Source organism: Lysinibacillus xylanilyticus, from assembly GCF_001708185.1.
GTDB lineage: Bacteria > Bacillota > Bacilli > Bacillales_A > Planococcaceae > Lysinibacillus > Lysinibacillus xylanilyticus_A.
In genome coordinates this window covers 509,365-525,471 of record NZ_MDDN01000001.1, presented here as the reverse complement: position 1 = coordinate 525,471, position 16,107 = coordinate 509,365, and the positions used below count along the sequence as shown (strand labels likewise).

Annotated in this window: 13 protein-coding genes; all 13 read left to right on the top strand. The window is 36.3% G+C overall.

The window, feature by feature from the left end; genetic code table 11:
* The first annotated feature begins 335 nt into the window (after positions 1-335).
* The 13 genes from rny to BFJ97_RS02570 all read left to right on the top strand — a co-directional run bounded on the left by rny (position 336) and on the right by BFJ97_RS02570 (position 15,875).
* On the top strand, positions 336-1,895 hold the full coding sequence (gene rny, locus BFJ97_RS02635) for a ribonuclease Y (protein ID WP_068983090.1): 1,560 nt from the start codon (positions 336-338) through the stop codon (positions 1,893-1,895).
* Between the two features lie 298 nt (positions 1,896-2,193).
* Positions 2,194-2,964, top strand: a complete 771-nt coding sequence (locus BFJ97_RS02630; protein WP_068983089.1) for a tyrosine-protein phosphatase — start codon at positions 2,194-2,196, stop codon at positions 2,962-2,964.
* A gap of 329 nt (positions 2,965-3,293) precedes the next feature.
* On the top strand, positions 3,294-4,127 hold the full coding sequence (locus tag BFJ97_RS02625; protein ID WP_254660103.1) for an O-antigen ligase family protein: 834 nt from the start codon (positions 3,294-3,296) through the stop codon (positions 4,125-4,127).
* 96 nt (positions 4,128-4,223) lie between these two features.
* A complete protein-coding gene (locus tag BFJ97_RS02620; protein WP_068983087.1) occupies positions 4,224-4,940 on the top strand; it encodes a YveK family protein in 717 nt (238 codons plus the stop codon).
* Positions 4,940-5,644 carry a CpsD/CapB family tyrosine-protein kinase gene (locus BFJ97_RS02615; protein WP_068983086.1) on the top strand — a complete coding sequence of 235 codons (705 nt, stop codon included), beginning with the start codon at positions 4,940-4,942 and terminating at the stop codon, positions 5,642-5,644. The genes BFJ97_RS02620 and BFJ97_RS02615 overlap by 1 nt, the downstream gene beginning before the upstream one ends.
* A 2-nt stretch (positions 5,645-5,646) precedes the next feature.
* Complete coding sequence (locus BFJ97_RS02610) at positions 5,647-6,741, top strand: glycosyltransferase (protein ID WP_068983085.1); 1,095 nt, start codon at positions 5,647-5,649, stop codon at positions 6,739-6,741.
* Between the two features lie 202 nt (positions 6,742-6,943).
* Positions 6,944-8,077 carry a glycosyltransferase gene (locus BFJ97_RS02605; RefSeq protein WP_368072732.1) on the top strand — a complete coding sequence of 378 codons (1,134 nt, stop codon included), beginning with the start codon at positions 6,944-6,946 and terminating at the stop codon, positions 8,075-8,077.
* 15 nt (positions 8,078-8,092) lie between these two features.
* Positions 8,093-9,637, top strand: coding sequence for an oligosaccharide flippase family protein (locus BFJ97_RS02600; protein WP_068983084.1), 1,545 nt, complete (start codon positions 8,093-8,095; stop codon positions 9,635-9,637).
* Positions 9,619-10,629 carry a glycosyltransferase family 2 protein gene (locus BFJ97_RS02595; protein ID WP_223552639.1) on the top strand — a complete coding sequence of 337 codons (1,011 nt, stop codon included), beginning with the start codon at positions 9,619-9,621 and terminating at the stop codon, positions 10,627-10,629. Before BFJ97_RS02600 ends, BFJ97_RS02595 begins: the two co-directional genes overlap by 19 nt.
* A gap of 204 nt (positions 10,630-10,833) precedes the next feature.
* Positions 10,834-11,631, top strand: coding sequence for a TIGR00282 family metallophosphoesterase (locus BFJ97_RS02590; RefSeq protein ID WP_068983083.1), 798 nt, complete (start codon positions 10,834-10,836; stop codon positions 11,629-11,631).
* An 862-nt stretch (positions 11,632-12,493) separates the two neighbouring features.
* A complete protein-coding gene (locus tag BFJ97_RS02580) occupies positions 12,494-12,760 on the top strand; it encodes a stage V sporulation protein S (RefSeq protein WP_010858535.1) in 267 nt (88 codons plus the stop codon).
* 509 nt (positions 12,761-13,269) lie between these two features.
* On the top strand, positions 13,270-15,009 hold the full coding sequence (locus tag BFJ97_RS02575; protein WP_068983081.1) for a 2-oxoacid:acceptor oxidoreductase subunit alpha: 1,740 nt from the start codon (positions 13,270-13,272) through the stop codon (positions 15,007-15,009).
* Entirely contained in the window at positions 15,009-15,875 is an 867-nt protein-coding gene (locus tag BFJ97_RS02570; protein ID WP_068983080.1) for a 2-oxoacid:ferredoxin oxidoreductase subunit beta, read from the top strand. Before BFJ97_RS02575 ends, BFJ97_RS02570 begins: the two co-directional genes overlap by 1 nt.
* Positions 15,876-16,107: the final 232 nt, after the last annotated feature.

The following is a 16,107-nucleotide window of genomic DNA, read 5'->3' as shown; positions in this document are numbered from 1 at the left end:
TTATACATACTGGAAAATAAGGATGAATAGAATTATCGAAACGACGGATAGAACGTCATCATAAAAATGTGTTTATCTATGTACTGCTTTTTATATCTTTAACAAAAAATTATAAATATGGGTTAGTGTAAAAGTAGTGGGAATTAATTCTCTTAATGGAGGTGACTTACTTTTTTCTTAAGAAGAGCGAACAGATGCCCGACTATCCTTGACAGAGCTTGAGGCTAGCTATACAATTAAATATGTATAATTTCTGAATTATGACTTTAAATAGGCAATGCAATGTATGCGCCTACTGAAACTGTATTACCCAAATAGCAAGAGGAGGTGTTCATATGGATGGAATTACTATCATCTCCGCTTTGCTTGGACTCATCGTTGGTGCCGCTGTTAGCTATATCTACATGAAAAAAGTGAATGACTCAAAAATCACTGGTGCTAAACATGTTGCTGAAACAATCGTTGAAGAAGGAAAACGAGAAGCGGAGGCATTGAAGAAAGAAGCACTACTTGAAGCCAAAGATGAAACTCACAAATTTCGTACTGAAGCAGAAAATGACATTCGTGAACGTCGTTTAGAACTTCAAAAACAAGAGAACCGTTTATTGCAAAGAGAAGAGAATCTTGATCGCAAAGATGATGCTCTAAATAAGAGAGAAGCAGGCTTAGAGAGAAAAGAACAGGCTCTAGCCGAAAGACAACAGCATATTGAACAGATGGAAAGCAAAGTGGACGAGCTCGTTGCCTCGCAAAAAACAGAGCTAGAACGAATTTCTGCTTTAACTAGAGATGAAGCAAAAGCTATTATCTTAGGAGAAGTAGAAAAAGAGCTAGCAACTGATATTGCTGTGATGACGAAGGAAGCTGAAACACGTGCGAAGGAAGAATCAGATAAAAAAGCACGTGAAATTTTATCACTGGCACTGCAGCGCTTTGCAGCAGACCATGTTGCAGAAACAACAGTATCTGTCGTGAACTTGCCAAATGATGAAATGAAAGGTCGTATTATTGGTCGTGAAGGTCGAAATATCCGTACGCTGGAAACGTTAACAGGTATAGATTTAATTATTGATGATACTCCAGAAGCGGTTATTTTATCAGGCTTTGATCCAATTCGTCGTGAAACTGCTCGACTTGCACTTGAAAAACTTGTACAGGATGGCCGCATTCACCCTGCTCGAATTGAGGAAATGGTGGAAAAAGCTCGTCGTGAAGTGGATGAACAAATCCGCGAAACTGGTGAGCAAACAACATTTGAAATTGGCATTCATAATTTACATCCAGATTTAATGAAGATTTTAGGCCGCATGAAATATCGTACAAGCTATGGACAAAACGTTCTAAAACATTCAATTGAAGTCGCGTATTTATCAGGCCTGCTTGCTGCTGAACTTGGTGAAGACGTAGCATTAGCTCGTCGTGCAGGCTTATTACATGATATTGGTAAGGCAATCGACCATGAAGTTGAAGGTAGTCACGTCGAAATCGGTGTGGAGTTAGCAACAAAATACAAAGAACATCCAGTCGTTATAAACAGTATTGCTTCTCACCATGGTGATACAGAAGCAACATCTGTTATCGCTGTTTTAGTAGCTGCAGCTGATGCATTATCAGCAGCTCGTCCAGGTGCTCGAAGTGAGACACTTGAAAATTATATCCGCAGACTTGAAAAGTTAGAAGAAATTTCTGAAAGCTATGATGGTGTAGAAAAATCATTTGCGATTCAAGCTGGTCGTGAAATCCGTATTATTGTACAACCTGAAAAAATTGATGACTTGGCTTCACATCGCTTAGCGCGAGATATCCGTAAGCGTATCGAAGAAGAACTTGATTACCCAGGTCATATTAAAGTAACAGTCATTCGTGAAACACGTGCAGTGGAGTATGCGAAATAATATTGAAAGTTAGAGGTTTCTCTAGATGAAAATCTAGAGAAGCCTCTTTTTTATTGTTTCTATCATAAGAGAGCTAAAGCGACGGATAGAAGAGCGGAAATGATGGATAGAAAGGTCAAAGCGACGGATAGAAAGGCCTAAACGATAGTTAGATTAACCCGAAACACAGATTGAACTTTAACATCTGATACATATCTAGAAAAAAGCACTATGTTAGTCATGTTTAACAAGTATTTTTCATAAAAGAGAAGAAGGCTAATTAGATAATCAGTCATTAAAGAAGAAAGTTGTGATATAGATGATTGATATACATGCACATTTATTATTCGGTGTTGATGATGGGCCAAAAAATAAAGCGGAATCATTAAAGATGTTGCAGCAAGCATCTAGTGAAGGAATAACAGAAATAATTTGTACGTCGCATGTGATGCATCCTCAATATCATGTTAATTATTCACTTGTAGAGGAGCAAACAATATATCTACGACAAGAATTAGAGAAGCATCAGATACCAATCATACTGCATACAGGGCATGAAGTGCGTTTACATGAAGAACTACATACTTTGATAATGCAAAAGCAACTTCATACATTAGCGAGTTCTAACTACATTCTTTTAGAATTACCCTCTAGCACAATCCCTGCGTATACGAAAAGAATGATTATTCTGTTGAAGGCAGCGGGTTATACACCAATCCTTGCGCATCCTGAACGAAACTACGCCATTAGAGAAAAACCGACGCGACTTGAAATATTGATTCGAGAAGGTGCATTAACGCAAATAACGGCTGGAAGTTTAACAGGTCTTTATGGTAAAGAGGTACAGCGTTTATCGTTAGCGTTAGTGAGAGCGAATTATATTCATACATTTGGATCCGACGCGCATAATGTAACATCGAGGCCATTTCTTTATAACAGAGCTCTCAATTACCTTGAAAAGCAGAAGGAGCTAGATGCTGTCGATCAACTCTTAAAGAATAATGCACTTGTCATTGCAAACAAGCCGATACTTCCGCTTGAATTGGACAAAATCTACACGAAGAAATGGTGGGCTTTTTTTTCAATCTAACTAGAATTGAGCGTGATTTTTAGATGAAATTGTGTTCCACGCTACTGTTTAGCGCCCTTATATTTATGAGCTTAATGCAACCCGTTGAAGGGATTTATCATAAATTAACATTGTTAATTAGCCTAATAATAATCCTTCTATCCTTTCTAATGCATAAAAAAATAATCATCCAAAATGTACAGGCCAGCCTGTTTTTTAGTTCATATACTTTTTTTTGTGTTGTTTCCGCAGGGGTCAATCAGGACATAGGGCTATTAAAAAATAGTCTTCAGCTATTTTGCATTTTTTTAGCAGTAGCGATTTTCTTTAATGATATCGTGAGAAAGAATGTGAAAGAAGTTGTCCTTAATGGTGTTTTATTAGCATATATACCATTTCTTATTTTGTGTTTTCAAGAAAATCATTTTATGTTTGGTGCTTTTTCAGGGATATTTGAAAATCCAAATACATTAGGATTTTCTATGATTGGTTTGATGGTTGTGGTTCTTATGAAGCTATATGAAATAATAGTGGCGATGCTGGAGGGGCACCGGCAGCTGAAATTAACTATTCTTTTAGGGGTTTATACAATTATTTATTTATTTGCTTTGTATGTCATTATGCTGTCAAACGCACGTACATCATTATTAACAATTGCCATTGTGACAATAGTAATGATTGTCTTAGTAGTAAAAAGGATGAAAAAAAGATTTTTACCATTATTAAAATTTATTTTTTTATTGATAGCAGCTTGTTTAATACTAGAAATAGCTATTAATGAAGTTGAAATGATGCAGAAGGCGTTTCAAAGTATTCTTTTGAAAATGGAGAAAAAATCTACAAATATTACAGATGGTCGTCTTGAAATATGGAAATATGTATTTGAGCATTTTAATTTTTGGGGACATGGTGCTGAATCACTATGGGCAATTGGAGTTTCCCATGCCCACAATACATTTGTCAATATATTGCAGGAGGCGGGCTTACTGTCGCTAGTATGTTATGCTGTCTTTCTTATTTCGATTGCGAAAGGCCATAGTCAAATGGACAAACAGCTAGTGTTTACGGTCTTCGTCGTTGTTGCTGCACTTGGTGTATCTACATTTGAAATTCTCTATTTTAATGTGCTTCATATACTTGTCTTCGTAGTAAGCGGATTTGACAGAAATAAAAATTCGACTTAGTTATTGTAAAAATATTTTACCGAATAACTGTAAGACTTACTTAATATACTTAATTAATATTACAATAATCCGCATTTGTAGGAGGGAATCTATTTTGTGAATGAAGAAATTTCAGTGCAAAGTATAGTAAAAACATTGCAAAAACGCTGGTTCTTTATCCTAGTGCTTACAATGTTGTCGATAGGTATAGCTGCTATGTTAAGTTTTTTTATTTTAACACCCATATATGAAGCGGAAACACAAATAATCGTGAATCAAAAAAGCTATGATAATCAGCAACTAGTAGGGGCACAAAATGTTGATACGGATCTTCGGTTAATCAATACGTACAACGTCATTATTAAAAGCCCCGCTATTTTAACGAAGGTGATTGATAAGCTGTCGTTAACGACCACACCTGAACGATTAATGAATCAAATAGACGTCTCTAGTGCGAGTAATTCTCAAGTAGTGAATATTCGTGTACGAGATGAGAAAGAGTCTAGGGCTGTAGAAATTGCCAATACCGTCGCCGGAGTTTTTAAAGAAGAAATTCCTGTGCTCATGCATGTGGACAATATCAATATTTTGTCAGTAGCGAAATCAAGTGAAAATGCAGCAGCTGTTAAACCAAACAAAATATTAAATATACTCATAGCAACTATCGTTGGTTTTTCTCTGGCCCTCGTGCTTGCTCATATTATGGAAACATTTGATAAAACAATCAAAACTGAACGTGATATCGAAGAAATTTTATCATTACCGGTTATCGGGGTGGTCAGTAATATTGAGTCGCAAGTAGGGAAAAAGTCTAAGCCTAGGGGGAACCCATAATGTTTTCGATGCGAAGGAAAAAGAGGAATAAATCACTGATGGCTCGCAAGCTAGTTACTGTTTCTGATGCTAAATCCATTCCATCTGAGCAGTTTCGGACGATTCGTACAAATATTAAATTTGCACAGCCAAATCAAGATGTGAAAACTATTTTAGTAACTTCCTCTATTCCGGGGGAAGGAAAGTCTACAAATGCAGCGAATATCGGTGTTGTTTTTTCACAAGAGGAGAAGAAGGTCTTAATTGTCGATGCGGACATGCGTAAGCCGACTCTCCACCATACATTTCATCTCGCCAATAGTGTGGGCCTCTCCTCTATATTATCTAGGCAGGAAAAGTTTATAGATGTGATCCAAAAAACGTTTGTAGAAGGGATAGACATTATTGCAAGTGGACCAATTCCACCAAATCCAACAGAGCTACTGGCATCTGAAACAATGATATCTTTTCTGGCGATCGCCAAAGAAAAATACGATATCGTTATTTTCGATGCTCCGCCTTTATTATTTGTATCTGATGCACAAATTTTATCCAATAAGTGCGATGGAACCTTACTGATTGTCAATTCTGGCGCAGTTGGGAAAGCCGCAGTTTTAAAATCAAAGTCCATATTAACAATTTCACAAGCCAATATTTTGGGAATTGTATTAAATAATTTTAAAATGAAGCGCAATATGTATGATCAATATTATGGGGTAGAGTAAGGATGACTAAAAAATCTATGAAGAAGATTTTGCATATTATTCCGACTACAGATTTTGGTGGCATTACAACGATGATTTTAGACATTTTAGCTAATACAAATAAGTCATTGTACCACTTTGACTTTGTCGTGTTTAATAAGGGAAGATCTCATGACTCTTTTATAGAACAAGGTTCCCAATTGTTTTATCAAAAATATATCACAAAGCAAGGTCCTCTTGCCTATATGATGAAAATATACAAAATAATTAAAGACAATGGATATGATGCAGTCCATGATCATACGGGTTATCGAGCTATTTTTACATTGCTAGCGGCACGTTTGGCTGGCGTTAAATGTAGAGTGTTACACAGTCATACAAATGTTGCTGAAGAATGGAGTAATAAATATCTTTTGTCTTTCCTAAAAAAAATAAGTGTCATGAATGCGACGAAGCTAGTTGCATGTAGTGCACATGCAGGGGAATTTTGTTTTGGAGAGAAACCCTTTGACATATTATTTAATCCAATGGATATTAACAAAATAAAATATCTTTCACAGGCAGAAAAGAAATTATTAAAAAAAGAATTAGGAATTCGCGATAATGATTTAGTTTTAGGACATATTGGACGTTTTGTTCCTGTGAAGAATCAGCAGTTTTTATTGAAACTTGCAACGAGATTAAAGCAAAAAGGTATTAATTATAAATTTATATTTATTGGAGAGGGTCCTTTAGAGGAAGAAATCCGTTTGTTGGTCGAACGCAATCAATTACAGGAATCTGTAAAACTGTTAGGGCAACGTGCTGATATTATCAATCTTCTTCAGTTGTTCGATAAATTTATTTTACCATCTAAATATGAGGGATTTGGAATTGTCCTATTAGAAGCACAAGTATGTGGCACGCCATCAATTGTTTCTGCAACTGTACCAAGAGCAGTAGATCTTAATATTGGTTTAATTCAGTATTTAGATATAAATGGAAATATTGAAGATTGGCTACATGAAATCATTAAAGAAAACGAACCGATTGAACTAAGCAATATAATTAATGGAATCGACAATAAAGGATTGAATGCAGAAGATATTGCACAAAAGATGTGTACGTACTACATATAAAATGAAGCCATAAATACTCAAGTAATCTAAGCTTCGCTCGGTAAGGGCTCTTAAATAGTCAGGTAACCGGAGGAACTGCTCGGGTAGACCGCTCATGTACAACATTCAAAACCAAGAATTCGTTCAGGTAAAAGCACTACCCCTTTAGGCCCTAATATAAGCAAATATAATCTAAACTCATAATTAAAAGAAGGATGATTGTATACAAAAAAAGATTAAAGTTACTCACATTATAACCGCGATTGGCTTCGGTGGAGCGGAAACTATGCTTTACCGATTATTGCAATCTGTTGACAGGGATTTGTATGAGGTAGATGTTATTTGTTTGACCGAAATGGGTGTGTATGGTGAGTTAATTCAACAGCAATTAAATATTAATGTTTATATTTGTGATTTGAGAGCTAATTTTCTACGCTCATTCCTAAAGTGTTTTAAAGTATGTAAAAACAGCGACATTATCCAAACATGGATGTACCATTCAAACTTATTGGGTTATCTTATTTCAAAAGTTCGCAAAAAAAAGCTAATTTGGGGGATTCATCATAGCAATTTAGATAAAAAGGAAAACAAATGGACAACTATCTTAATTGCAAAGCTTTGTGCGAGATTATCTAAAAAGGTGGATATTATTATTTCCTGTGGTCCAAAAGTAAAAGAGATTCATGAAGAAATTGGCTATGATAGTCATCAACATAAGGTCATCGTCAATGGCATTAATACGGATTTATTTATGCCGAGTGTTAAGAGGCAATATTATTTCGAGCATTTTAATGTAGAGAATCGTCATATTTTATTACACGTTGGCAGATGGGATCCTTTAAAGGATTATAAAAATTTAATTGCTAGCTTACAGCTGTTAAGGCTTGAAAGACAGGATTTTTATATGTTTTTAGTAGGGTTTGAAATAGATGCGAACAATAGTGAGTTACTTCAAATGATAAAGGAAGCCCATTTAGAGGATGTCATTTTTTTATTAGGCGGTAGAGATGATATATCTCAGTTAATGTCGGCAGCAGATCTGTTTGTTTTATCCTCCTCAGGTGAGGGATTACCAAATGTATTAGTGGAGGCATTAGCGAGTGGAACATGCTGTATCACGACAGATGTTGGTGATTGCAAATATTTAGTGAGAGAATTTGGTGAGACGGTCACAGCAAAGGATGCTAATGCGTTAGCTCAAGCCATTAATAAAGCATTAAATTATAGTTCAAAGCAATATGCTGAAAAGGCAAAACTTGGTAGAGAACATGTGCTAGCTAATTTTAATATTAAAGAGGTAATAGAGCAATATCAATCATTGTATCCAATGGTGTTACCTAAAAGTTATTCAAAATAAAGAAAAGGTGTGTTGATGAAAGAAATTAAAATTGCAGCAGTTCTTTCATATATAACAATCAGTTGTACGATTATTTCTTCCATAATATTTACGCCAATCATCATCTCGAAACTTGGTCAAGAAGAGTACGGTCTATATTCACTTATGATTGTACTTGTTGGCTACCTTTCCATTTTAGATTTAGGGTTAGGCAACGCCATTGTACGCTATATTTCTAGAAACCGAGCGACGGATGATAAAGCATTAGAAGCGTCGTTAAATGGTTTCTTTCTAAAATTATTTATTGGCATTGGTTTCATTACATTATTAATTGGCTTCCTTTTATTTTCACAAGTGGACGTTATTTTTGGAAAAAGCTTGACTGTTGAGCAGCTAAATAAAGCCAAGATCATGGGCTATATTATGACAATAAGCTTGGCAGCACAATTTCCACTAAGCGTATTTTCCTCTATTTTACAAGCCTATGAAAAATTCATTTTTATTAAATTAACAGCATTACTACAGGTCATTATACAGCCTTTAACAATGTTGTTTTTTCTTTTACAGGGTACGAGTGCTGTTACGTTGATTTATATTGTAGCCATCTACAATGTATTATTTTTACTAATTGATGCCATATTCTGTCTAAAAGTATTGGCTATTAAATTTACGTTTAAATTGAATAATCAAGCATTTATAAAGGAAATCTTCGTCTATGCCATATTTATTTTTATTACGGTTATTGTCGACAAAATTTATTGGCAAACGGATCAAGTTCTTTTAGGAATATTAAAGGGAACTGAGGATGTGGCAATTTATGCAGTTGCTATACAAATTGTCTTAATTTTTATGTCGCTGGCCTTGGCAATCAGCGGTTTATTTTTGCCTCGTATCTCGATGTTAGTGACACAAGAAGACGGGTTAGAGCAAATAAATAAATTATTTATAAAAGTAGGATCCATGCAGTTTTTAGTAGTTGGCTATATTTTGGGAGGCTTTTTTCTTTTTGGAAAAGAATTTTTAACGTTATGGTTAGGAAAAGAATTTATAGCCGTCTATTATATTGTGCTAATCATTATGATGCCTTTTATCATAGACCTCATACAAAACCTGGGATTAAGTGTGTTGAAGGCAAAAAATTTATTTAAATTTAGAACGATTTTATTAATAAGTGTAGCTTTGGGGAATATTTTTATTTCAATTCCTGCTATTTATTATTATGGAAAAATTGGCACAGCAATTGTCACAGCGTGTTCCTTATTTATTGGCAATGTAGTGGTCATGAATATTTATTATTATAAGAAAATAAAATTAGATATTTATGGATTTTGGAAAGCGGTAGGAAGGTTAGCGCTAGCATTTGGACTTGCTATTAGTTTAATAAAGCTTTTATGGCTAGTAGCAAATCCAACAATTACTTGGTTTTCAATCATTCTATATATTTTTTACTATAGTGTAATTGTGTGCGTTAGCCTATTATGTGTAGGCTTAAACAAGGAGAAGAGAAAAAAATGGCTTGAGCAGTTAAAAGTCATTCTTGTTAATAGGGGAGGCGCAAAATTTTGGAACCCAAAATCTTAGTAAGTGTCATCCTTCCTGTCTATAATGCAGAAAAATATTTAGAAAAATGTTTAATTAGCATATGTCGGCAAACGTTAAAAAACATTGAAATTATTGCTATTAATGATGGTAGTAGTGATCAATCATTGATGATCTTACGTAAATTTGCAGAAGAAGATGGACGAATCACTGTTTTTGATATACCCAATGGAGGGGTAAGTAAGGCAAGAAATTTAGGCATTGAGCATGCAAATGGTCAATATGTCACCTTTGTTGATGCAGATGATTGGATTGAGGTAACAATGCTCCAAGAATTGTATCTTGCCTGTCGTTTAACGGGATCGAATATTGCAAAGTGTGATTTATATTGGCAGGAGATGACTGGTAGTAGGAAATTGAATTATTCATCGCATGATTATTGTTCTGTTAGTGCAGTAGATTGCTTAAATCAGTTATTTACTGAAATAGGAGAAAGGCATTTTGGCTTTGCTAGCTGTAAATTATATTTAAAAGCCTTTTTAGATAAACATGCTTTACGATTTGATGAAGATATGAGTTTTGCAGAAGATACAGTTTTTATTACGAGAGCCGTCATAAAAAATCAAGCCATTTGCTATGTTCCGAAGCAGTTATATTACTATAATGTTGGTAATCAAAACTCATTAACGAGAGGGACGAATATAAATGTACGTCAAAAGTATGATGTATTGTATGAAAAGCTAAAAATAGAGTTGGAAATAAGCGGTGTATATAATGAAGTAAAAAATAGCTTTTTAAATTATCAATTTGAAGGTTTGCTTGTGATTCTGCATCGTATACAGACAAGTAGAGTCAGACAAGATATCAAAATAGAGATACAATCATTTGTAAAAAAGTATCCGGATCTATTAAAGGTCAAACTTATTAATAGGAATGTGAAGCAATTACTCTTTTTTAGGCTAGTAAAGATGAATTGGCTCAATTTATCCTCAACACTTATTTATGTTAATTTGAAAAAGAATAAAATAATTTAGTGAACTGCCGAATAATTAGTGTTTTATATTTTTTTTGCTTAATGTTCTTACTGAGGTTACAATTAATGATGATATTGATCGTCAATGAAAGCAAAGTAGCGGTTATTCTTGGTGTGTGTAATGAAGAGTAGGTCTCACAATATCATTAGCAGGAAACCAAAATGACTGTAAGGCGTAATGGATAGAAAGAGTGGTATTGTAAAAATGAAAGTTTTATTTATAGGTGATATTGTAGGTTCAATAGGGCGAGATGCTGTAGAAAAATATTTACCTCGCTTGAAGAAAAAATACAATCCAAATGTTGTTATTGCAAATGGTGAAAACGCAGCAGCAGGTCGTGGAATTACGCGAAATATTTATAATGATCTATTGCAAATGGGTGTAGATGTTATTACGATGGGCAACCACACTTGGGACAACAAAGATATTTTTGATTTTATAGATGATGCAGATTATTTAATACGCCCGGCAAACTTCTCAAGTGAAGCACCAGGTAAAGGAATGGTGCAAATTTCAAAAAACGGTGTAACATTATCTGTAATTAATCTTCATGGTCGCGTGTTTTTACCTCCTCATGAGGATCCATTTGCGATGGCTGAGAAATTAATCGAAGAAGCGCATAAAACGTCACCGCTTGTATTCGTGGATTTTCATGCCGAAGCGACAAGTGAAAAGATTGCGCTTGGATGGCATCTAGATGGAAAGGCCTCGGCGGTCGTTGGGACACATACCCATGTACAAACAGCCGATGTACGTATTTATCCAAAGGGCACAGCCTATATTACTGACGTTGGTATGACAGGCCCATACGATGAAATATTGGGGATGACGAAGGAAAGTGTTATTTATAAATTCCAAACAAATATGCCATCCCGTTTTGAAGTGCCGAAAAAAGGACGCGATGTGTTAAGTGGGTTCTTTGTAGAGATTGATGATAAAACAGGGAAAGCCAAACATTGTGAGCGAATTTATATTAACGAAGATTATCCGTTTCAAGGATAAGGAGAGAAACTATTGTGTATGAAAAATGCCACAATAGTTTTTTTATGTTGAAAAACTTTTATGTCAATGAAATTAAAGTATGGCTCTTCGGCAAAGCGAGGGGGTGATTTCCGTTCCGACTGGGTGATTTCCCGTCCGATGAGCAGCTTCACTCGCGTTGCTCGTTCTAGGGTCTCATCTGTGACGCTAATCCCCAAGGAGTCGCCCAGCCTCCACTCCAATCAACCTCTTCACTCAGTATGAATTTTTGGCATGTCACTCTAATTTATAGTGATAAAACGAAGCTTCATCAAGATGTGTTTTTGAGCGAAAGAGAAGCTGCCGCAACGACAGATATACAATCGTCTTTACTGTTATAAGTTTCTATTCTGAAGAGTAACCATTTTCGTTCACTTTTGAAATACTTAAATTTTATAAAAGTTCTACACTATTGTTGATTGCAGTGGAAGGCTACTCGACTCCCGTTTTGGATAGCGAGACAGGCGAGACCCTGAGGCCAACACGATGTTGGTCACGAAGGCATTGTCACAGGACGTGACGCACTTAGCCTTCGTTCCTTTAGCGGAGGAAGCGGCTCGACGCTCGCCCACAGGAAAGCGAGTAGCCTGGAACGGAAATCATCCCCTCGTTTTGTCAAGGAGCCCTCAGTGATTTAAAACGGCACCTTTATTTCATTGGCATAGTAATTTTCTAACAAGAATTTTCAGTCTTTTTTGATTTATTTAAATATATAAGAAATGAAAATAGTCTATTTCCTTTTTACCGAGCATAAAATGACCTATCGACAATAACTTGAGGTCCAAAAAAGGGGGACATGAGTTGTTGAGCGTAAACACTATTCGCGAAACGGGGAGGAATAATTGTGGATTCATTAAAAGTATCATCACGCTCTAATCCAAATTCAGTTGCAGGTGCATTAGTCGCGGTAATCAGAGAAAAAGGGCAAGCAGAAATGCAAGCAGTTGGGGCAGGTGCACTTAACCAAGCCGTGAAAGCAGTGGCCATTGCACGCGGATTTGTAGCGCCAAGTGGCACAGATTTAATTTGCGCACCGGCGTTTGCCGATATTTTAATTGCTGGTGAGGAACGTACAGCTTTAAAGCTTCTTGTAGAAAAACGTGTTCGATAATAAGTTATGAAGTAAAATGCCTTGCACATAATAAGCTGCAAGGCATTTTTTTCGTTTGAGGAGCTTGATTGTTCAGGATTCATATTTGGATTGATTATGAAGAAATAAAGGAAATGCAAGTAACAACAAACATCTTTTATTACAGTCTGGGCTTTCAAATGTGAAAAGAGAAAACAAAGTAAAAAATTATCGATGATTCTAAAAGGAATCGAAGAAATAATAGTGACTACATTCAGGCCTGTTAACGAATGAAGGGATTACTTTTAGTCATTTGTGTAAACTAATCTATTTTTATGTGATGAACTGGGGATAATATGAAAAAAATAAAGGATGTTCATGACTACTCATTTATCGTTTTTTGAAAATTACAACTTTATGAACAAAGTTTTCAGTCAAAGGTCTGAATTTCATTTAAATCGTGTAATAACAATAGTGCAGACCGTTTCTTCGTGTTAAACTTATGAAGGAAAAAATAAAATAGTACACATTGGATTTAAGGAGTTGTTGACATGTTACATCAGCTTTCATGGAAAGTAGGTGGGCAACAGGGTGAAGGGATTGAAAGTACAGGGGAAATTTTCTCAATGGCAATGAATCGTTTAGGTTACTTCCTATACGGTTATCGTCATTTCTCTTCTCGAATTAAAGGTGGCCATACGAATAATAAAATTACAGTTCGTCCAACAGAAGTACGTTCTATTGCGGATGATTTAGATATTTTAGTAGCATTTGACCAAGAAACAATCGACGTCAATTATAAAGAGCTAACAGAGACTGGCATTATTTTAGCCGATTCAAAATTCGATCCAGTGAAGCCAGAAGATTCAAAAGCGCCATTATTTGCGGTACCTTTTACAGAGGTAGCGGCAGAGCTTGGCACTTCGTTGATGAAAAATATGGTGGCAATCGGAGCAACAGCTGCATTGCTGAATTTAGAGGACGAAGTGTTTCAAAATGTTGTAGATGATATTTTTGGCAAAAAAGGCGAAGAAGTTGTTCAAAAAAATATGGAGGCCATTGCACGCGGTCATGAATTAATGAATGAACTTTTAGGTGAGCGTGTAGGTGAATGGGCATTAGCGCCAGCAGATGGCAAACGCCGTATGTTCATGATTGGGAACGATGCAGTAGCGCTTGGTGCACTTGCGGCTGGGACACGCTTTATGGCAGCCTACCCAATTACACCAGCATCTGAAATTATGGAATACCTTATTAAAAAATTACCGAAATTCGGTGGTGCGGTTATTCAAACAGAAGATGAGATTGCTGCAGCGACGATGGCGATTGGGGCAAACTTTGGTGGTGTCCGTTCTTTCACAGCTTCAGCTGGTCCAGGTCTTTCATTAATGATGGAAGCGATTGGTCTTTCAGGTATGACAGAGCAGCCACTAGTTGTTGTTGATACACAACGTGGTGGTCCATCAACAGGGTTACCAACAAAACAAGAGCAATCAGATTTAATGGCGATGTTATATGGTACGCATGGTGAAATTCCTAAAGTAGTAATTGCACCTTCTACTATGGAGGAAGCATTCTTTGATACAATCCAAGCGTTTAACATTGCAGAGGAGTTACAATTACCAGTGATTTTAGTGACTGACTTACAATTATCTCTAGGTAAACAATCTGTTGAACCATTTGATTACAATAAAATTGAAATTCGTCGCGGTAAAATTGTTACTGACAACATTGAAGAAGCGGCTGATAAAGCATACTTCAAACGTTATGAAAATACGGAAGACGGTATTTCACCACGTGTACTACCTGGTACGTTAAATGGTATTCACCATGTAACAGGGGTTGAGCATGATGAAACAGGTAAACCATCTGAAGCAACGGGTAACCGTCAAGTACAAATGGATAAACGTTTCCGTAAGCTAGCTGCATTGAAATTTGATAATCCGGTATACTCAAATGCACCACACGAAGATGCTGATATTTTATTAGTTGGCTTTAACTCAACTCGTGGAGCTATTGAAGAGGTACAAGAACGCTTAAATGCTCAAGGTATGAAGGTGAACCATGCGCATATTCGTTTAATTCACCCATTCCCATCTACTGAGGTGGCACCGCTTGTAGCAAAAGCGAAAAAAGTAATTGTTGTAGAAAATAACTACACAGGTCAATTAGCAAATATTATGAAGATGAATGTTGGTGGTCACGACAAAATCGAGACTATTACAAAATATAATGGTACACCATTCTTACCAGGTGAACTAGAAAATCGCGTGAAGGAGTTGACTCGCTAATGGCAACATTTAAGGATTTTCGTAATACAGTGAAACCAAACTGGTGCCCAGGCTGTGGTGACTTCTCTGTTCAAGCAGCGATTCAGCGCGCCGCGGCTAACGTAGGTATTGAACCAAACGAACTAGCTGTTATCTCTGGTATTGGCTGTTCTGGCCGTATTTCAGGTTACATTAATTCTTACGGTTTCCACGGTATTCATGGTCGTGCATTACCAATTGCACAAGGCTTAAAAATGGCAAACCGTGATTTAAATGTGATCGCTTCAGGTGGTGACGGGGATGGCTTTGCGATTGGTATGGGTCATACAATTCATGCCATCCGTCGTAATATCGACGTCACGTACGTTGTTATGGATAACCAAATTTATGGTTTAACAAAGGGGCAAACATCTCCACGCTCTGCTGCAGGATTTATTACTAAATCTACGCCGGGCGGTGCGATTGAGCCGTCATTAAAACCATTAGAAGTAGCTTTAACAAGTGGCGCTACATTTGTCGCACAAGGTTTCTCTACGGATATTAAAGAGTTAACTGCTTTAATTGAAGCTGGTATTAATCATAAAGGCTTCTCGTTCATCAACGTATTCTCACCTTGTGTAACATACAACAAAGTGAACACGTACGATTGGTTTAAAGAGAACTTAACAAAGCTTGCTGATATCGAAGGCTATGACAATTCTGACCGCGGTATGGCGATGCGTACAGTGATGGAGCATGAAGGTTTAGTAACAGGTATTATTTATCAAGATACTGAAACAACTTCATATCAAGAAAAAGTACCAGGCTACTCAGAGCTACCATTAACAGATATTGATATTAAAATGAGCGAAAATGATTTTAATGAATTAGTGAAAGAATTTATGTAAATTAAATTTCATATAGCATGACAAAAAGCATTTGGGATGTTCTCATTCCAAATGCTTTTCGTGTTTTTGCTAGACTGTTATGTCAATGGAATTAAGATGACTTATAAATAAATATGGTTCTTCTGCAAAGCGAGGGGTTGATTTCCGTTCCGACTGAGCGCTTTCCTGGGGGCGTCCGATGAGCCGCTTCACTCGCGCTGCTCGCTCCAGGGTCTCATCTGTGACGCTAATC